Source organism: Leisingera sp. F5 (genome assembly GCF_001593695.1).
In genome coordinates, this window is the sequence record NZ_LUKH01000039.1 from 1 (window position 1) to 18,851 (window position 18,851).

Annotated in this window: 13 protein-coding genes; 3 read left to right on the top strand and 10 right to left on the bottom strand. The window is 62.4% G+C overall.

What is annotated here, in order from left to right; genetic code table 11:
* Positions 1-87: 87 nt before the first annotated feature.
* Positions 88-960 carry an NAD(P)-dependent oxidoreductase gene (locus A2I95_RS20440; protein ID WP_291732699.1) on the bottom strand — a complete coding sequence of 291 codons (873 nt, stop codon included), beginning with the start codon at positions 958-960 and terminating at the stop codon, positions 88-90.
* Between the two features lie 116 nt (positions 961-1,076).
* Here A2I95_RS20440 and A2I95_RS20445 point away from each other — a divergent pair, with 116 nt between their 5' ends.
* Positions 1,077-3,554 (top strand): penicillin acylase family protein, encoded by a 2,478-nt coding sequence (locus A2I95_RS20445; RefSeq protein ID WP_291732701.1) that lies wholly within the window; start codon positions 1,077-1,079, stop codon positions 3,552-3,554.
* Between the two features lie 48 nt (positions 3,555-3,602).
* On the opposite strand, the gene hflX is transcribed toward A2I95_RS20445, so the two are convergent.
* The 4 genes from hflX to trkA all read right to left on the bottom strand — a co-directional run bounded on the left by hflX (position 3,603) and on the right by trkA (position 8,147).
* A complete protein-coding gene (gene hflX / locus A2I95_RS20450) occupies positions 3,603-4,874 on the bottom strand; it encodes a GTPase HflX (RefSeq protein WP_291732704.1) in 1,272 nt (423 codons plus the stop codon).
* Positions 4,874-5,113 carry an RNA chaperone Hfq gene (gene hfq, locus A2I95_RS20455; RefSeq protein WP_005611588.1) on the bottom strand — a complete coding sequence of 80 codons (240 nt, stop codon included), beginning with the start codon at positions 5,111-5,113 and terminating at the stop codon, positions 4,874-4,876. Before hfq ends, hflX begins: the two co-directional genes overlap by 1 nt.
* Positions 5,114-5,233: 120 nt before the next feature.
* The gene (locus A2I95_RS20460) at positions 5,234-6,769 is read right to left on the bottom strand and encodes a TrkH family potassium uptake protein (protein ID WP_291732738.1); all 1,536 of its coding nucleotides are present in this window, start codon (positions 6,767-6,769) and stop codon (positions 5,234-5,236) included.
* Position 6,770: 1 nt separating this feature from the next.
* Positions 6,771-8,147 (bottom strand): Trk system potassium transporter TrkA, encoded by a 1,377-nt coding sequence (gene trkA / locus A2I95_RS20465; protein WP_291732740.1) that lies wholly within the window; start codon positions 8,145-8,147, stop codon positions 6,771-6,773.
* A gap of 134 nt (positions 8,148-8,281) precedes the next feature.
* Between trkA and A2I95_RS20470 the strand changes: the two genes are divergently transcribed.
* Together A2I95_RS20470 and A2I95_RS20475 are read left to right on the top strand one after the other, a co-directional pair.
* Positions 8,282-8,728 carry a hypothetical protein gene (locus A2I95_RS20470; RefSeq protein ID WP_291732743.1) on the top strand — a complete coding sequence of 149 codons (447 nt, stop codon included), beginning with the start codon at positions 8,282-8,284 and terminating at the stop codon, positions 8,726-8,728.
* Positions 8,729-9,140: 412 nt separating this feature from the next.
* A complete protein-coding gene (locus A2I95_RS20475) occupies positions 9,141-11,474 on the top strand; it encodes a caspase family protein (RefSeq protein ID WP_291732745.1) in 2,334 nt (777 codons plus the stop codon).
* Between the two features lie 53 nt (positions 11,475-11,527).
* Here A2I95_RS20475 and A2I95_RS20480 read toward each other — a convergent pair whose 3' ends face one another.
* The 5 genes from A2I95_RS20480 to dusB all read right to left on the bottom strand — a co-directional run bounded on the left by A2I95_RS20480 (position 11,528) and on the right by dusB (position 18,747).
* Positions 11,528-12,937, bottom strand: a complete 1,410-nt coding sequence (locus tag A2I95_RS20480) for a sigma-54 dependent transcriptional regulator (protein ID WP_291732747.1) — start codon at positions 12,935-12,937, stop codon at positions 11,528-11,530.
* The gene (locus A2I95_RS20485) at positions 12,934-15,213 is read right to left on the bottom strand and encodes a PAS domain-containing sensor histidine kinase (RefSeq protein WP_291732750.1); all 2,280 of its coding nucleotides are present in this window, start codon (positions 15,211-15,213) and stop codon (positions 12,934-12,936) included. Before A2I95_RS20485 ends, A2I95_RS20480 begins: the two co-directional genes overlap by 4 nt.
* 100 nt (positions 15,214-15,313) lie before the next feature.
* Entirely contained in the window at positions 15,314-16,681 is a 1,368-nt protein-coding gene (locus A2I95_RS20490; protein ID WP_291732752.1) for a response regulator, read from the bottom strand.
* A 3-nt stretch (positions 16,682-16,684) separates the two neighbouring features.
* The gene (locus A2I95_RS20495) at positions 16,685-17,764 is read right to left on the bottom strand and encodes an ATP-binding protein (RefSeq protein WP_291732754.1); all 1,080 of its coding nucleotides are present in this window, start codon (positions 17,762-17,764) and stop codon (positions 16,685-16,687) included.
* Complete coding sequence (dusB, locus tag A2I95_RS20500) at positions 17,761-18,747, bottom strand: tRNA dihydrouridine synthase DusB (RefSeq protein ID WP_291732756.1); 987 nt, start codon at positions 18,745-18,747, stop codon at positions 17,761-17,763. The genes A2I95_RS20495 and dusB overlap by 4 nt, the downstream gene beginning before the upstream one ends.
* Positions 18,748-18,851: the final 104 nt, after the last annotated feature.

Genomic DNA, 18,851 nt, shown 5'->3' on the forward strand with positions numbered 1-18,851 from the left:
GGGGCGGGACCCGCCTCTTCTTCTGGCTCAAAATATCCCCGCCGGAGGCATGGCCTTTCCCGCAGGAAAGGCCATTTTCCTTCATCCTCAGTCCAGTTTGCGCAGCCGTTTGAACAGCGAAGAGGTGTCCCAGCGCCCGCCGCCCATCTTCTGCACATCCTTGTAGTACTGATCGACCAGCGCCGTTACCGGCAGGCTGGCACCGTTGCGATTGGCCTCATCCAGGCAGATCCCCAAATCCTTGCGCATCCAGTCCACCGCAAATCCGTGTTCAAAGTGATCCTCCAGCATCGTCTCATGCCGGTTCGCCATCTGCCAGCTTCCCGCCGCGCCCTGGCTGATCACCTCGACCACCGCACGCCCGTCCAGCCCAGCCTTCTCCGCAAAATGCAGCGCCTCGCTCAGGGCCTGCACCAAACCGCCAATGGCAATCTGGTTGCACATCTTGGTCAGCTGTCCCGCCCCGCTGCCCCCGATCCGGCGGCAGATTTTGGAATAGGCATCCATCACCGGCTCAACCCGGGCATACGCCGCCTCATCGCCGCCGCACATCACCGACAGCACGCCGTTCTCCGCGCCCGCCTGGCCGCCGGAAATCGGCGCGTCGACAAAGAACACGCCTTTTTCTGCTGCCGCTCCATGCAATTCCCGGGTCACGGTTTCCGATACCGTGGTGTGATCAGCAAACACCGTGCCTTCCCCCATCCCGGCGAAGGCGCCATCCGCCCCCAGGCAGACCGAGCGCAGGTCATCGTCATTTCCAACGCAAGCGAGCACAAATTCCGCTCCCGCTGCAGCCGCCCGCGGTGTGGCGCCGAACCGGCCGCCGTGCTCGGCGACCCAGGCCTTGGCCTTGGCCTCGGTGCGGTTGTAGACGGTGACTTCATGGCCTGCGGCCTGCAGGTGCCCGGCCATCGGATAACCCATGACACCCAACCCCAGAAACGCGATTTTTGCCATCTGCTTTTCCCTTGATCTGTCTTCGCTTATGTTGGCGCCAACCCTAACACCGCCGCCGCGGGGCGCAATCTGCCTGGCGGCTGGAAATGACAAAACCCAAGGGAAAACAACCGCTGATGGGACATCTTTTCCGCTGGCTTGTGCGCATTGCTGCCGGCCTGATTCTGCTGAGCGTTCTGGCCGCTGCGCTGGTCTATTACCTCGCTTCGCAATCGTTGCCCGAATACGACAAGGAACTGGCCCTGCCCGGCCTTTCCTCGCCTGTCGAGATTGTCCGCGACAACGCCAATGTACCGCATATATTCGGCAGTTTCGGCGCCAGCGACGAGGATGTCTATTTCGGCCTCGGCTATGCCCACGCCCAGGACCGCCTGTGGCAGATGGCAGTGATGCGGCGCACGGCCAAAGGCCGCCTGTCGGAAATCTTCGGCACCCGCACAGTTGAGACCGACACATATCTGCGCCGGCTGGATATCTATCGTCTGGCGCAGGAATCTGTTGCCGTGCAGTCGCCCGAAACGATGGCCGCGCTCAAGTCCTATGCCGCCGGCGTCAACGCCCGCCTGCAGGAAATCAATGAAGACGCGCTTGGCCGCGGTGCGCCCGAGATGTTCCTGTTCAACATGCCGGTTGCGCCCTGGCAGCCCGCCGACAGCATCGCAATCATGAAGCTGATGGCGCTGCAGCTGTCCGGCCACATGAAGGAAGAGATCCTGCGTGCCCGCACTTCACTGGCACTGGATGATGCGGCCAGGATCAAGGACATCCTGCCGGATGCGCCGGGCAAAGGCCTGACTGCCCTGCCTGAATATGCAGCATTGGTTCCCGGCGTCCGGCAGTTCGCCACTGCCATGCCCGCAGAGGAAGACAGCCTGCTGTTCCCGGTTGCTCCGCGCGGGCTGGCCGGTGCCTCCAACGCCTGGGCCGCCGCCCCCAGCCGTTCGGCGGCGGGCGGCACGCTTTTGGCCAATGATCCGCATCTGGGCCTCAGCGCACCCGGCGTCTGGTATCTGGCACGGCTTGAACTGGGCACCGGCGGGGTGATCGGCGGCACCATCCCCGGCATCCCTGCGATAATCACGGGGCGCTCTGACGTCCTGGGATGGGGCGTGACCTCCTCTTATCTTGACGACCAAGACTTGTTTATCGAACGGCTCAACCCGGAAAATCCTCAGGAGTATCTGAGCGTTGAAGGGTATAAGAAATTCATCTCCCGCCCGTCGATCATCAAGATCAAGGACCGGGCACCGGTTACTCTGACACTGCGCTGGACGGACAATGGCCCTGTCCTGCCCGGCTCAATGTTCAAGCTGGCTGAAATCACCCCGCCCGGCCACGTGGTATCTCTCAGCTGGACCGTTCTCAGCCCCAAGGACACTTCTATGACTGCCGCCATCAACCTGATGCGCAGCGCTTCGGTCCAGGACGCGATCACGGCCGGCGAGGGCTTCATCGCCCCATCGCAGAACCTGACGCTTGCGGACAGGGAAACCATTGCGCTTAAGACAGTCGGCGCCTTCCCCTTCCGTGACGTTGCCCACCAAAGCAAGGGCCGCATGCCCAGCCAAGGCTGGCACCCGGAAAACCGATGGCAAGGCCGCGCGCCTTACGCCGGGAACCCGGAATTTCTCGCCCCGGCAGGCGGCATCCTCGGCAATACCAACAACAAGATCCTGGACCGCCCCTTCCCGGACCACGTCTCCTTTGATTGGGGCGACACCCAGCGCATTCACCGCTGGCAAAAGCTGATGCAAAACCGCGAGGTGCATACCCGCGACAGCTTTATCGAGGCGCAATTGGACACGGTTTCCTACACCGCCCGCACCTTGCTGCCGCTGATTGGCGCCGACCTGTGGTTCACCGGCGAGGCCGCGCCTGCAGGCACCCGCGAACGCCAGCGCCAGATTGCCCTGACCCTGCTGTCGGAATGGAACGGCGAAATGAACGAGCATCTGCCGGAACCGCTGATCTATGCGGCCTGGCTGCGGGCGCTGCAGGTCCGGCTGATCACTGATGAACTGGGTCCGGTGGCAAAGACCTTCCGCCATGTTGAGCCGTTGTTCATCGAACGGGTCTACCGCGATGTGGAGGGCGCCGCCGTCTGGTGCGACGTGCGCCAGAGCGCGCCGCAGGAAAACTGCACCGATATGGCCCGGCTGGCACTGGATGACGCTCTGATCTGGATCGAAGAACGCTATGGCACCGCGCTGGAGTCGCTGCGATGGGGCGATGCGCATCAGGCCACGCAGGACCACCCGGTGCTGGGCGAAGTACCGCTGCTGCGCTATTTCGTGAACATCCGCCAATCCACCAGCGGCAGCGGCAACACTCTGCAGCGCGGCAAAAGCTCGGGCAAGGAACCGGACCCTTTCCAAAACACCCACGCGGCCGGCTACCGCGGGGTCTATGACTTCGCCGACCCCGACAGTTCAGTCTTTGTCGTATCAACCGGCCAATCCGGGCATCCGCTGTCGCGCTACTATGACGACATGGCCCAGCTCTGGCGGCGCGGTGAATATATTCCCATGTCACTGGACGAGGATCTGGCCCGCGCCGCAGCCGTCGGCGTCACCCGGATCACCCCGAGGCAATAAAAAACGGGCGCTGCGGCGCCCGTTTCATTTCAGCACAACGGGAGGTCTTCACAGCCTCTCGAATTTCGCCTTCTGCCGGTCGGTCCACAGAACTGTGATGTCGAAACCGGCTTCAGTCTGTTCTTCGCTCTGAACCAGATCTTCCTTGAACAGCCAGGCGCGCTGCTTTCCTTGGGCAAAGCTGAGGTTCAACTGCTCCTCATGCCGCACGCCCTGCAACTGCTCAGCAACGTCAGCCAGCAACCCATCCAGCCCCTCGCCCGTCAGGGCCGAGATCGCATGGATGCCGTCTTCACGTTCCGCACGCTGGCGGCGGGCTTCGGCGTCGTCCTCAGGCAGCTGGTCCAGCTTGTTCCAGACCTCGATCCGGGCGCGGTTTTCATCCACCCCCAGCGAGGTCAGGATCGCCTCCACGTCCTTGGCCTGCTGCTCGCTTTCATCATGACTGATGTCGCGCACATGCAGGATCACATCGGCCGCCAGAACCTCCTCCAGCGTGGCCCGGAAAGCCGCGACCAGCTCGGTCGGCAGGTCCGAAATAAAGCCTACGGTGTCGGACAGGATCACCTCCGGTCCATCAGGGATCTGGACCCGGCGCATGGTCGGGTCCAGGGTGGCAAAGAGCATGTCCTTGGCCATCACCTCGGCCCCCGTGAGCCGGTTGAACAGCGTCGACTTGCCTGCGTTGGTGTAACCCACCAGCGCCACAATCGGATACGGCACCTTGGCGCGCGAGGCGCGGTGCAGGGTCCGGGTCTTCACCACTTTGTCCAGCTGCCGGCGCAAGCGCACCAGCTGATCGTCGATAGCACGGCGGTCGGCTTCGATCTGGGTTTCGCCGGGTCCGCCGACAAAGCCCAATCCGCCGCGCTGGCGCTCCAGGTGGGTCCAGGCCCGCACCAGCCGGGTCCGCTGATAGCTGAGCGCCGCCATTTCGACCTGCAGCACGCCTTCACGGGTGGCCGCGCGATCCGAGAAGATCTCGAGGATCAGCCCGGTCCGGTCGAGGATCTTGACCTTCCAGGCTTTCTCCAAGTTGCGCTGCTGCACCGGGGAAACCGATCCGTCGATCAGGACCAGTTCCACCTCATTCGCTTTCAGAATGCCCGCCAGCTCTTCGATCTTGCCAGAGCCGAACAGCATCCCCGCATGCGCCTTGGGCAGGCGCACCACGTTGGAGCCGGTCACATCGAGATCGGGCAAGGCCGCTGCCAGCGCAACGGCTTCCTCAAGCGCGGGACCTGCGTCGCGGCGCCTGCTGTCGGATTTGATTTCCGGATGCAGCACCCAAGCGCGGGTCTGCTTCCTTTCATGCTCCATCAATTGGAGTCTTCACCCTCATAGAGACTGATCGGCTGGGCCGGCATGATGGTCGAAATCGCGTGTTTGTAGACCAGCTGCGACTGTCCGTCGCGGCGCAGCAGCACGCAGAAGTTGTCGAACCAGGTGATCACACCCTGCAGTTTGACCCCGTTGATCAGAAAGATTGTAACCGGAACCTTGGTTTTGCGAACGTGATTCAGGAAGGCATCCTGAAGATTCTGTCTGTCCGAAGCCATTTTTTATTATCTCGCCTTTGTTCTTGCCGCGCGCTGCGGACCAGCACGCACATTAAATTCAGTATGGACGGAGAAAATGCAAGTTTCCACCCGAAAAACACTTTTCACCCTCAAGGGTTGTCAGCTGCGCCAGAGGTTGGGCGACAACAGCGCAATGAACGCCAGGGTCTCCAGCCGCCCCAGCACCATCGCAGTGCATAGGATCATCTTTGCCGGATCTGTCAGCAGGTTCAGCACGATTGGCGTGCTGCTTGCCGTATCAGCCAGCGGGCCGGTTGTTGAAAGGGCGGCAACCGCCAGCACCAGCGATTGTTCAAAATCCGTGCCGACTGCGGCCAGCGCAGTGCTGACCACAGCCAGCGACAGGGCAAACAGCATGAAGAACACCCAAGCCACAAACGCACCGTTTTTCTGCAGCCGCTTGGTGCGGTTGCCCTCGCCGCTGACTGAGCTGGGATACACCAGCCGCTCCATTTCGCGCAGCCCGTTCAGATACAGCGCGTAGACCCGCAGCAGCTTGACCCCGCCCGCAGTGGTGGCGACGCCGCCGCCGAACACCGCCAGCCCCAGCAGGATCATACCTGGCGTCTCCAGCCCGGACCAGGCCTGGGCGGCTTCCCAATGAGCACTTTCAAATCCGGTGGTCGACAGGAAAGACAGCACCGTAAACACAGTGCCCCAAAGCGCCTGCAAGGCTTGCTGAAAATCTTCGCCCGCATCAACTTCATAGGCGGCCAGCCAGTGGCGCAAGAACAGCAACAGAGGCACCCCGAAAACGATCAGCAGCCCGGTTCGGAATTCCGGATCCTTGTCCAACCGCCCCTGCCCTGCGGTCACCGTGTCACTGGAAAAGGTCAGCCGCGACAAGGCAAAGAACATGAACAGGAACATGACCATCTCGCCCGCCAGGCCGCTGGCGGCATTCTCCACCCCGCCGGTCGCCGATATGCCCGAGGTCGCCATCACCGACATCGCATGGCTGAGACCGGCCAAGGCCTGCTCGCCTGTAATCATCAGCAACAGCCATAGCACAAGGGTCAGCCCGGCATAAACCGGCGCCAAGGTACGCGTCACCAGCACCAGCTGGCGGCGGGGGTCTGCCCTTTCCATGTGCAAAGGTGCCGCCGTGCCGCCGCCAGGCTCACCTTTGGCCGTGACTTCAAACCCGCCCAAAGACATCGGCGCCAGCACCGCCGACGCCGCCACCCACATCAAGAGTCCGCCAAGCCAGCCGACAATCGCCCGCCACAGATGCACGCTGGGCGGCAGCCGGCCCGGATCGCCCCAGACATCGGCGCCGGTGGTGGTGATGGCGCTGACCATGTCGAAATATGCGTTCAAAAAACGGGTGCTGACCAGCGCATCCTGAACCGGCACCGCCAGGAACATCGGCAGCACGGCGAAGGTCGCCAGCAGCGACAAGAGCTGCCCCGGCATCCCGTAGCGCGGCACCCGGTTGCCCATCGACAGGCCGATCAGCACCACCAGAATGAGCCCGGCAACACCGGCATAGAAGAAACTGCGCGAGGTGTGATGATCGTCCAGCACCAGCGCATGAACGGCCGGCAGCCACATCGCCAGCGAGGCAATGCCCCAGATCAGCAGGAACAGCGGCAGGCGCAGCACGCCAATGGGAGCTTTGACCGGGCGGCGCATCCTAGAAATAGTCGATCGAAACCTGCAGCAGGCGCTCGACCTCGGGCACGTCCGCCGCCACCGCAAAGAGCGCGATCACATCACCCTCCTCGATCCGCATCTGACCGGAGGGGCGCAGCATCTCGCCGTTCTTCAGAACGCCGCCGACCAGCACGCCTTCGGGGAAATCCGTCTCGCGGATCATCTGCCCGGCAATCGGCGAGGTTGACAGAACTTCGGCCTCAATCATCTCGGCCTCGGCATCGCCCAAGGAATAAACCTGCCGCACCCGGCCATAGCGGATGTGGCGCAGGATCGAGCTGACGGTGGTGGAGCGCGGGTTGATATAGGCGTCGATGCCCAGATGCGGCAGCAGCGGCACCAGCGTCGGATCGTTGATCAGTGCAATCGCCAGCGGGCAGCCCTCGGCCTTGGCGCGCACCGCGGCCAGCATGTTTGTCTTGTCGTCATCCGTCACCGCCAGCATCGCGTCTGCCTTGTCGATGCCCGCTTCGATCATCAGCGCCCGGTCCAGCCCGTCGCCGTTCAGCACGATGGTGCGTTCCAGTGTTTCGGCCGCCCGTTCCGCGCAGGCGCGGTCGCGTTCGATCATCTTGGCCCGGATCCGTGTGGTGCTGGCCTCCAAGGCCTTGGCCACTTCCAGGCCGACGTTGCCGCCGCCGACCACAACCACACGGTCCTGGCGCTTTTCGTGCTTGCCGAACACTTCGATGGTGCGGGGCACGTCATCGGCATGGCTGAACACATAGCAGCTATCGCCCACAAACAGCTGGTCGCCGGGTTCCGGCGCAATCAGCGTTCCGTCGCGCCGCACCCCGACCACAATCGCGCGCAGCGTCGAAAACAATTCGGTCAGCTGCCGCAGCGGCGTATTCACCACCGGGCAATCTGCGTCGATCCGGATACCAAGAAGCTGCGCCTTGCCGCCCATGAAAGTCTCGGTGTCAAACGCCGCCGGCGCTGACAGCCGCTGCATCGCTGCTGCCGCCACCTCCCGCTCGGGGCTGATCACCACGTCGATCGGCAGATGCTCGCGCTGATAGAGATCGGAGTATATCGCCGTCAGATAACTTTTGGCCCGCAGGCGCGCGATCTTGCGCTGGATCTTGAAGACTGAGTGCGCCACCTGGCAGGTCACCATGTTGACCTCGTCCGAATGGGTGGCCGCGATGATCATGTCGGCATCCCGCGCCCCGGCCCGGTCCAGCACATCCGGATAAGACGCAAAACCGTGGATCCCCTGCACGTCCAGCGTATCAGTCGCCCGCCGCACCAGTTCCGGGTTGTTGTCGACCACCGTCACATCATTGTGCTCGCCGGACAGGTGCCGGGCGATCTGCCAGCCGACCTGGCCCGCACCGCAGATAATGACCTTCATTTGCGTGTCCCTTGGCGGAATTTCGGGCGGAGTTTCGTCCGATGTGAATGACAGAAGCCGCTTTCACGGTCAATTTAATTGTAACTTGCTCTGATTGCAGCCATTCTTCGCGTATGCGCAAGGATCGAACGATCATGGCGGCCTTGGTCCTGCTGCTTGGCACGGCGGCCTGCGGCCCGGTGCCTGTTTACTACCGGCAGGGGGCAGAAGTCTCCCGCCTGCAAAGCGATGAGCTTAGCTGTGCAACACAATCGCTGCGGGACGCCCCTGTCGCCAACGAAATTCGCCAGCGCCCGCCAGTTTTTCACCCCGGCCGCAAGGTCTGTTCCGGCGGCAGCTGTTATTACCGGCCCGGCTATTGGGTGGACGGCGGCATCTATACGGTGGATGTGAACAAGCCTTTGCGCCTGCGGCTGGAGAAATCCTGCATGGCGGCCAAGGGCTACCAGCAAATCGCACTGAAACGCTGCACCCGGCGCAACCCGGTTGCGGTGCCCGGGCCGCAGCTGGCCCCGCTGAGCGAAGCCTCCTGCGCGCAGCGCAACAAGGATGGCAGCGTCAGCATCCGCACCGGCGGCTAGTGTCACTCCCTTGCCGAAGGTGAGCGGCAGGCTAACTTTGAATTGCGCCACCGGATCAAGTAAGCTGCCGGCGGAGTGTTTGTTGATCAGTATTTTAAGGAGAAAGGTACCCGATGCGGATACATTTCCTGTTTGCCGCGCTGCCTCTTGCAGCTGTGACAGCCGCCTGCGAACCAGTGGCCCCGATTGCCCCTCCGCCAACGGCAGCCCCGGCGCCTGCGCCTGCAACTTACAGCGCGCCCGCAACGCGGCCGGCCCCTGCAGCAGCCACCAGGGCCCCGGTGATTCCGGCGGAAGAAGCGCCTGAACCCGCCTATCAGGGCGGCGGTGGCGGAGGGGCCGGCGGCGGCGGCGGCGGTGGTTCCGGCGGCGGTGGCGGTGGCGGAGGCTGGGGTTAACCCCGGGCGCTGCCATGATCCCCCATCATTCCACAGCCCCTTCCCTTGCAGCAGCCCTTTTATCCGGCACAGCACTGCTGGCGGCGCCGGCTGCCCAAGCTGCATATGAAACCAGCGGACGGGGCAATGCCCCGGAAACTGCCATCGTGATCGGCATTCAGGACTACGACCACGTCACTGACCTGACCAACACCCGCCAGGATGCCAAGGCCATGGCGGAGATGCTCAGTTCCTTCGGCTATACGGTCTACGAGGGCTATGATCTGGACAAGCGCGGGTTTGAGGCTCTGCTGCGCCAGGCCGCCCTCAATATCCGCGACGGCAGCCAGGTGTTCTTCTACTACGCCGGCCATGGAATCCAGCTGGGGCGGCGCAACTATCTGCTGACCAGCGACGCCGAGCTGTCCGGCATTCACGATCTGCCTTTCCAGTCAGTCACCCTTGACCGCGTTTCTGCCATTCTCGGCGGCAAGGCAGGCAGCCAGATCCTGATGCTGGATTCCTGCCGCGACAACCCCGTGCCAGATGCCAAGCTCAATGCTGAGGTCGGCGCCCAGCTTTATGAAGCGCGCGAGGGATTTGACGTGTTCCGCCCGCCGCTCAACACGCTGGTGGCATTTTCCACCTCCCCCGGCGCCACGGCACTGGATGGCGAGCCGGGCGGCAACAGCCCTTATACTGCCTCGGTCGTACGGCATTTTCCGAACCGGCCTGAGGAGGACGCGATGACGGTCCTTTCGGCAATACGCGGCGACGTCTATGCAGCCACCGGCAATACTCAGGTGCCCTGGGAAAGCTCGACGCTGATGCAAAAAGTCTACCTGCGCCCGGCAGAGCGGTCATTGAACATTGCCACGGCAGACACCGGAACCGCAGTGGCCGGCCTTGACCAGCTGCCTGCCGAACTGTCGGTGAAAGTCCCATTGGGCCGCGCGCTGGAGCTGGCGCCGGAAATCAGCCCCTATGTCACCGCCGGCACAACGGTTTCGATTGTTGAGACACCTTCGGCCGGGGTGACATCGCTGCAAACCGGGGACAGCAGCGGTCTCAGCCTCAGCTATGCACCGAAACTGGCCGAGCTTCCTGCCCGCAAGGACGGCGGCCAGGTCCGCAAGGACCGGATGGTGCTGCGCTTGGCACAGGCCGGAGCAGTGCGCGACGTGACCGTGAACCTGGAAATGATCGCCCGGCAATGCGACCTGGAAGCCGGTGATCTGCTGGATCTTCAGGGGGTTGGCCTTTACCGTTACCCCAATGAAATCAACCTCAAGGCAGCCGAGGCAGCCTGCCGCGACGCTGTCGCGGCCGCACCGGAAATTGGTCGGCTGCACTATCAGCTTGGCCGCGCGCTGCAGGGTCAGGGCCGCCTGATAGACGCCTATGAAGCCTTTGAAAAGGCAGCGGAACTGGACCACGTCCGCGCCTATAACGCAGTCGCTTATCTGCATGTCACCCCGAATGTCGATCGCGAAACCGTGCCCATCCCCTACAACCCGGACAAGGCTTTTGCCCTATGGGACAAGGGGATCGAAGCAGGTGATCCCTTCTCGATGCACGCCCGCGGCAAGCGGCTTTTGCGCAAAAGCAGCACGCCAGAGGAAAAGCGGCGCGGTTTTGACCTGCTGAGCCGCGCGGTGGAGCTGGGCCATACCTATTCGATGAACGAACTTGGGGTTTTCTTTCTGTGGAGCGGAGATGAGCTGGCGCAGCCGGAACGTGGCTTCTCCTACCTGCAAGCCTCTGCCGGGCGCGGCGATATCTATGGCACTGCCAACCTTGGCTATGTCTACCGCGATGGCGGCGCGGGCCAGACGGTGGACAAGGAAAAAGCCCGCGCGCTGTTTGCCGAGGCCGCACAGCTGGGCCACCCCCACGCCCCGGCTGAGATCGGCCGGATGATCATGGGCGGCGACCTGCCCGGCAGCGACGCGGCTGAAGCGCTGGAATGGTATGACATGGGTCTGTCGCGCGGCGATGCCTGGGCCGGCTCGAATGGCGCCTGGGTGGCTCTCAACAGGCTGCCGGACCGGATCCCCGCCCATGCTGCTGCTGCGCGGGCAGGCAAAGCGATGGCTTTGAATGATCCCGATGCACGCGCCGCAGCGCGCGAACTGTTGTCCGGCATGACCGAAACAGACGTAGCCGCAGGCACCCAGTACATCCTGCGCCAGTTGGGGGCCGGGATTGCCCTCGACGGCCAGTTCGGCCCGGCCTCCCGCAAGCAACTGGCCGATTGGGCGCGCAAAGCAGGCCTGCCCGCAACCGTTCCCGGCGATGCCATCAGCCAGCTGCAACTGGCTGCGCAGGTCCATTTTGCGCTGAACCCGATCCGCCAGGACCTGTTCTGACCTCCTGATGCGACACCGCCTGCGCCCGGTTAGGCCGGGCGCAGCAAAGCGGATCAGGCCTGTTCTTCCTCGGCCTCCACGTGCGCCACCCGGGCGCCCGCCTTGTTGGAGGTCACAACCCCCAGCGACTTCAGCTTGCGGTGCAGCGCCGAGCGCTCCATGCCGACAAACGACGCCGTGCGGCTGATGTTGCCGCCAAAGCGGTTGATCTGGGTCAGCAGGTATTCGCGTTCAAACGCTTCGCGCGCCTCGCGCAGCGGCAAAGTCGCCAGCGCTCCGGACAGAACCACCCGGCCCTCTTCCTGCGGCTTATCCTCTTCGCGCGGCAAATCCTTGGCCTCGATCGGGCCGCTGCCATCACCGAGGATCAGCACCCGCTCCACCAGATTCTTGAGCTGGCGCACATTGCCCGGCCACAGCATGGTTTGCATCAGCGCCACCGCCTCTTCGGTCAGCACCCGCAGCGGCAGGCCCTGGGCTTCGTTGAACTGTGCAATGAAATGGCCGGCCAGCAGCGGAATATCCTCGCGCCGGTCCGCCAGCGACGGCACCGCAACCGGCACCACATTCAATCGGTGATACAGCTCTTGCCGGAAGCCGCCTGCTTCGATTTCTGCATCCAGGTCCTTGTTGGTGGCGGAAACCACCCGCAGATCGACACGGATTTTGTCCGAACCGCCAACCCGCTGGAACTGCTGATCCACCAGCACACGCAGGATCTTAGATTGGGTGCCCAGCGGCATATCGGCAACTTCGTCAAAAAACACCACGCCGCCATGCGCCTGCTCCAGCAAGCCGGGTTCCACCCCGCGCTCCGAGGATTCGCGGCCGAACAGAACCTCTTCCATCCGGTCGGGTTCGATACTGGCACAGTTGACAGTGATGAATGGCGCGGACGCCCGGTTGGAATTGGCATGGATGTAACGCGCAGCAATCTCTTTGCCGCTGCCGGCAGGACCCGTCAGCATCACCCGGCCGTTCGACTTGGTCACCTTGTCCAACTGGCTGATCAGCGTCCGGAACGACGCAGAGGTGCCGATCATTTCCGCCGGACCTGTATCCCTGCGCTTGAGATCCGAATTCTCCCGGCGCAGGCGCGAGGTTTCCATGGCGCGGCGGATCACCACCATCAGCTGGTCGATATTGAAGGGCTTCTCGATGAAGTCATAGGCCCCCTGCTTGATCGCTGCGACAGCAATTTCGATGTTGCCGTGACCTGAAATGATCACCACCGGAACTTCCGGATTGTCGCGCTTAACCGTCTTCAGGATATCGATGCCGTCCATCTGGCTATCCTTCAGCCAGATATCCAGGATCATCAGCGCCGGTTCGGCGTCCTCAAGACGAGCCATGCATTCGTCGGAATTGGCAGCCTTGCGGGTGGCGTAGCCTTCATCCTCCAGAATGTCCGAGACCAGTTCCCGGATGTCGCGCTCGTCATCTACAATCAGAATGTCACTCATGTCAGACCTGCTTTCACTGTGCTCTTGTTTGGCGCCGCTGCCCGGTTTGCGGCGGGCAGACGGATTACCGCCATCGCGCCGTAATGCGCGTGTCCCTCGAATACCGGGGCATCTTCCAGCGTCAGCGTGCCCCCGTGCTCTTCGATTATTTTCTTAACGATCGGCAGCCCCAGCCCGGTGCCCGCATCCCGCGTGGTCACGTAAGGCTCAAACAGCCGTGCCCGGTCTTCGGGCAAGCCGATACCGTTGTCGGCAATACGGACTTCATAGAAATTGCCTGCCTTGACTGCCGCCACCCGGATTTCCGGCACCAGCCCCTGCGGGTTTTTCTTTATCTGCAGGCTTTCAATGGCTTCACCTGCGTTTTTGATCAGATTGGTCAAGGCCTGGCCAATCATTGTGGCATCCAGATCCGAGGGCATGGCTGTCTCGGACAGCTCCGCCTTGATCCGGACACCGGGCTGGCCCTGCTGCTGCAGGATAACCGCATCCCGCAGCAGTTTGACCAGATCCTCTTCGCGCCGCTCCGGTTCCGGCATGCGGGCGAATTTCGAGAATTCATCGACGATCCTGCGCAGATCATTGGTCTGGCGCACGATCACATCGGTCATGGATTGCAGCTGGTCGCTGTTCTCCTCGCCCAGTTTGGGCGCGAATTTGCGTTTGATGCGTTCCGCGCTCAGCTGGATCGGGGTCAGCGGGTTCTTGATCTCATGGGCAATCCGGCGCGCCACATCGCCCCAGGCCGCCATCCGCTGGGCGCTGACAAGGTCGGTCACATCATCAAATGCCACCACATAACCTTCCAGCCGGCCCTGCTCCGACCGGCGCGGCGACATCCGGACCAGCAGGTTTTCCAGCCGGCCCTGACGTGTAACTTTGATTTCCTCTTGCACCACTTCGGCGCTGGTTTCGATCAATTCCACAAACAGCGGCCCGAACTCCGGCACCGCCACGGACAGCGCCAGCGATTGCTGATCCTCCTGCCAGTCCAGAAGCCGTTCAGCCGAGCGGTTCACAAATGTGACACGCCCGTCGGCATCCAGCCCGACAACCCCGGACGTCACGGATGACAGCACCGAGTCAAACAGCCGGCGGCGGCGTTCAATCTGGCGGGTATTGTCCAGAAGGCGCCCGTGTTGCGCCTTAAGTTCGCGCGTCATCTGATTGAAATACTGACCCAGCTGAGAGATTTCATCACCGCCGTCGTCAATCGGCACCTGCACATCCAGATTGCCGGAACCAACCCGCTGCGCCGCCACTGTCAACCGTCCGACCGGACGTGACAGCCGTTCAGCAAACCACATGCCCAGCCACATCGCCGCCAGGATCAGGATCACAGCAAAACCGATATAGAGCAGCGCAAATTCAAACAGCACCCTGCCGCGCTCGCTTTCCAGCTGCTGATACAGATGGGCTGTTTCCTGGGTGTCATCCAGAAGGTTCAGAAGCTCGCCGTCCACATCGCGGCTGATATACAGGAACCGGTCGACAAACGCCTCCAGCCGCACCAGGGCGCGGAATTCACTGTTGTTCCAATCCTCAATCAGCAGGAAACCATCTGCACGGGCGGCACCGATCTGGCGGTCGTCCGGCTTTTCAAAATCGAACTCATATGACCGCTCGCCCCGCGCCCGGATCAGGCCAGCACTGTCAACGATATAGGCCTCGCGCAGCCCGCGCTGGATTTGCAGCTGGCCTTGTGACAGCACCAGGCGAAGCTCTGCATCATTGATGAAAAAACTGCGGGCACGGCTGTTGTCCAGGTAACGCGCCAGCGCCCGGGCATCTTCGCTCAGGTCATTTTTCTGCTGCGTCTGATAGGCGTCCGCCGCGGCCAAAGAACTGCCGATCACTTGCCGTACCCGCTGGGAAAACCAGCCCTCAAGCCCGACATTCACTGTCAGCACTGCAAACACAGCGACGATGACGGTGGGGATCAGCGCCAGAAATCCAAAGGCGCCGATCAACCGCAAATGCAAACGGGATCCTGCCGATTTCGAGCGCCGCGCCGCAAACAGCCGAACAATCTGGGCCATAACCAGCGCTGCGATGGTGAGGATATAAACCAGATCGGCCAGCAGAATCAGCCGCAACGGCCGGGACGAGGCGCCTTGCCCGAGCGGGCCAATAATAAGGAAAGTCGCAAGCGCCAGCACCGGCCCCAGCAGAACCAGGCCAATGGTGCCGATATTGCGCGCCCGGCGGGTTCTCCGCCAGCGGTCCAAGGCCGCAAAAGGCCCGTATGCCGCCCTCAGATGTGACTTATGCGCCACTGACTGCCCTCATCCTGATGTGCGACTCTTTGCGAGTCACCGCCATATCTCGTGGCCCTGCCTAGGAAATTCACAACAAGGCCACATTCCTGTGGCGATATTACATCAGTTTGCGGCGGCGTGTCACCTCAATATCCAGATCGGTGATCTTCTTTCGCAAAGTATTCCGGTTGATCCCCAGCAATTCGGCGCATTTCGCCTGATTGCCACCGGTCGCCGCCAACGCGATTTCGATCAGCGGCGTCTCTACTTCGCGCAGCAGCCGCATATAGAGGCCTGGTGGCGGCAGCAAATCGCCATGCAGATCGAAATACCGCTGCAGATGGCGGGCCACCGACTCAGAGAGCTTCTCATTGGCAAGGCCAGCCGCCGCAGGCTCTGGCCCGCTCTGCGGCCCCAGTACCACTGCTGCATCGGCCTGGCTGATTTCCTCGCCGCGGGCCGTCAACGCCAGCCGCCGGACGGTGTTTTCCAGCTGGCGGACGTTGCCGGGCCAGCCGAAATGGCGCAGCGCTTCGCGCGCGCCCTCGCTCAGTTCGCGGTGCAGCGCGCCTTCGTTCTCGGCCCTGATCAGAAAATGCTCCGCCAGCAGCGGAATATCCTCCACCCGCTCGCGCAGGGCCGGCACATGCAGCGCGGTGCCGCAGATCCGGTAGTAGAGATCCTGGCGCAGTTCGCCGGCCTCCATGGCCGCGGTCAGGTCTTTCTGACTGGACGCAATGAAGCGCGGGGCATGGTCGCCCGGTGTGTCCATCATCCGCACCAGCCGAGCCTGCGCTTCTTCCGGAAGGTCCCCCAATTCGTCAATCACCAGCGAGCCGCCTTTGGCCTGGGCCAGCAGCCGCGCCGGGCCTTCCAGCTCGATCAGTGCGGCGGCATCCGCGTGGATAAAGGGCAAAGTCCGCCGGTCTGAAAAGTCGTGAATAGCTTGCGCAATCAGAGACTTGCCAGTGCCGCTCTCGCCAGTGATCAACAGCGGAAGCTCAGTGTTCATTACGCGCGCAATCAGCCGGTACAATGCTTGCATGACCTCGCTGCGTCCAATCAACGGCAGCTCTTCCGGATGGTCTTGCACCTCGGTCTTCGAGGCAACAGGCACCACCCGTTTGGCCGCCAGTGCCTTGGCGGTGCGCTTCATCAGCTCCGGCAGATCAAAGGGCTTGGGCAGGTAATCATATGCCTCGGCTTCCTCTGCCTTGATGGCAGTCATGATGGTGTTCTGCGCCGAAATCACAATCACCGGCAGCCCGGGCCGGTCGGCCTGGATCTTGGGCAGCATCTCCAGCCCGTTTCCATCCGGCATCATCACGTCTGAAATGACGGCATCGCCCTTACCCTCCGCCACCCAGCGCATCAGCGTGGTCAGCGAGGAGGTCGCATGCACCTTGCAGCCCGCGCGTGTCAGTGCCTGGGTCAAAACGGTGCGGATTGTGCGGTCGTCATCTGCGACCAGAACGGTGCCGTCCATGGATCAGCTCTCCTGCGGTTTTGCGTCACGCGGCACGCGCGACAGCGACAGCCGGAACACCGTGCGCCCGGGAACCGAGCTTACGGATATCCAGCCATTGTGTTCCGAGATAATCTTGCTCACCAACGCAAGACCCAGCCCGGTGCCATTTTCCCGGCCCGATACAAACGGGTCGAAAATGTCATCTTTGATTTTGTCCGGCAGCCCCGGACCATCGTCGGTGATCTCGATCTGCAGGGGCAGCAGCTTGCCGGTTCCATCACTGCGGCGCAGCCGGAAGGAGTGTTCGTAGAAAGTGCGGATACGAATAGTTCCGCCTTTTGGGTCAGCCGCTTCCGAGGCATTCTTGAGAAGGTTCAGCACCACCTGCAGCAGCTGATCTGCGTCGCCCCAGGCCATCGGCAGCGAGGGATCATAGTTTTCAGTAATGATCATGCGGGCACCGAATCCCAGCAGCGCCGACCGCCGGGCCCGGTCCAGCACATCATGCAGGTTCACCGGCTTGAACGCCGGCTCGGTCAGATTGCCGAACTGCTCCACCTGATCCAGAAGTTTCACGATCCGGCGGCTTTCGCTGACGATCAGTTCAGTCAGTTCCAAGTCTTCAGAACTCAGGTTCATACTCAAAAGCTGTGCGGCGCCCGTGATCCCTGCCAGCGGGTTCTTGATCTCGTGCGCCAGCATTTCCGCCATCCCAATGGCCGAGGCAGCGGCGGATTTGGCGGAATGGGTCTGTGTCATCCGCCCGGCCAGTTCCCGCGGGGTGACCATCAGCAGCATCACCCCGTCCTGCCCTTGCAAGGGCGCGATCTGCACCCCGCATTGCAGCGGCGCCCGGTTTCCCGAGCCGACATCGATGTCGTTCACGAACAACGGCGTGCCCTGAACACGGGCGCGGGCAAAGGCTTCTTCAATCGGCGCGTCAATGGCAAGCGTGTCCCAGACGGGTTGCCCTACCAGGGCCTTACGCGAGGTGTTCAGAAATCCCTCACCCGCCGCATTCACATCAGCAATCCTGTCCCAAGCGTCGATCAGGAACGCGGGCACTGGCAGCGAGGCCCAGAGGGCGGCACTGTCCATCATGCAGCCGCCTCCGGCTGTTGCACACTCAGCGCCTCCGGAAGCAGGGCAAGGACTTCTGCCGGTTTTTTCTCTGTCAGCACCGCCCGGCGCATGGCTGATCCGGTTCCGGCCTCATCCATGTACCAGCCCAGATGCTTGCGGGCGACACGGACGCCCAGGTCTTGCCCGTAGAAGTCGATCATTGCCCGGTAATGATCTGAAACTAATTGAATAAACACATCCCCTTCCGGGATCTCCGGCGCCGGTGTGCCCCACAGATGATGCGCCACTTGGGCCAGCAGCCAGGGCTTGCCCTCGGCGCCGCGCCCGATCATTACGCCATCAGCGCCGGACAGCTCCAGCGCCCGGCGTGCGGATTCTGTGTCTATGATGTCGCCATTGGCCAGCAGTGGCACGCTGACTGCGTCTTTCACCGCCCGGATCGCATTCCAATCCGCTGACCCCTTATAAAACTGGCAGCGGGTGCGGCCATGAATCGTAATCATCTGCACCCCGGCCTCGCAGGCGCGTCGCGCCACATCCGGCGCGTTCAGGCAATTGTCGTCCCAGCCCAGCCGGGTTTTCAGTGTGACCGGCACATCGACAGCTTTCACCACCGCCTCGATTAAACTCAACGCGTGATCCGGTGTTTTCAACAAGGCTGAGCCGGAATAGCCATTGGTCACCTTTTTGGCTGGGCAGCCCATGTTGATGTCGATGATCCGTGCGCCCTGACCCGCAACATGCTTGGCTGCCTCGGAAATCCAGTATTCATCCCGCCCCGCAAGCTGCACTGCAGTGTTCTCCGCATCGGCGCTCAGCTCGGCACGTTCGCGCACGCCGGGCTTGGCCTGCACCATCTCCTGGCTCGCCACCATCTCGCTCACCATCAGCCCAACGCCAAAGGAGCGGACCAGGTCCCGGAACGGGCGATCGGTGATTCCCGCCATCGGCGCCAGCGCGATTGGCGGGGACATGGAGGTGGTTCCAAGCGTGAAGGACAACTGCCTAATCCTTGTGCAACTGAGAGGTTTTTACCCGAAGCACTTGCTATGCAGCAATGAAATGCGCCTCCGCAAGCGGTTCCCGAACTTCATTTGCCTATTTT

Bases quoted from the DNA above. Each gene is read 5' to 3' on its own strand.
- A2I95_RS20445 (WP_291732701.1), top strand. From the start codon at position 1,077: ATGGGACATCTTTTCCGCTGGCTTGTGCGCATTGCTGCCGGCCTGATT.
- A2I95_RS20460 (WP_291732738.1), bottom strand. From the start codon at position 6,769: ATGCGCCGCCCGGTCAAAGCTCCCATTGGCGTGCTGCGCCTGCCGCTG.
- A2I95_RS20495 (WP_291732754.1), bottom strand. From the start codon at position 17,764: ATGATGGACAGTGCCGCCCTCTGGGCCTCGCTGCCAGTGCCCGCGTTC.
- A2I95_RS20470 (WP_291732743.1), top strand. From the start codon at position 8,282: ATGGCGGCCTTGGTCCTGCTGCTTGGCACGGCGGCCTGCGGCCCGGTG.
- A2I95_RS20490 (WP_291732752.1), bottom strand. From the start codon at position 16,681: ATGGACGGCACCGTTCTGGTCGCAGATGACGACCGCACAATCCGCACC.
- hfq (WP_005611588.1), bottom strand. From the start codon at position 5,113: ATGGCTTCGGACAGACAGAATCTTCAGGATGCCTTCCTGAATCACGTT.
- hflX (WP_291732704.1), bottom strand. From the start codon at position 4,874: ATGGAGCATGAAAGGAAGCAGACCCGCGCTTGGGTGCTGCATCCGGAA.
- trkA (WP_291732740.1), bottom strand. From the start codon at position 8,147: ATGAAGGTCATTATCTGCGGTGCGGGCCAGGTCGGCTGGCAGATCGCC.
- A2I95_RS20440 (WP_291732699.1), bottom strand. From the start codon at position 960: ATGGCAAAAATCGCGTTTCTGGGGTTGGGTGTCATGGGTTATCCGATG.
- A2I95_RS20475 (WP_291732745.1), top strand. From the start codon at position 9,141: ATGATCCCCCATCATTCCACAGCCCCTTCCCTTGCAGCAGCCCTTTTA.
- A2I95_RS20480 (WP_291732747.1), bottom strand. From the start codon at position 12,937: ATGAGTGACATTCTGATTGTAGATGACGAGCGCGACATCCGGGAACTG.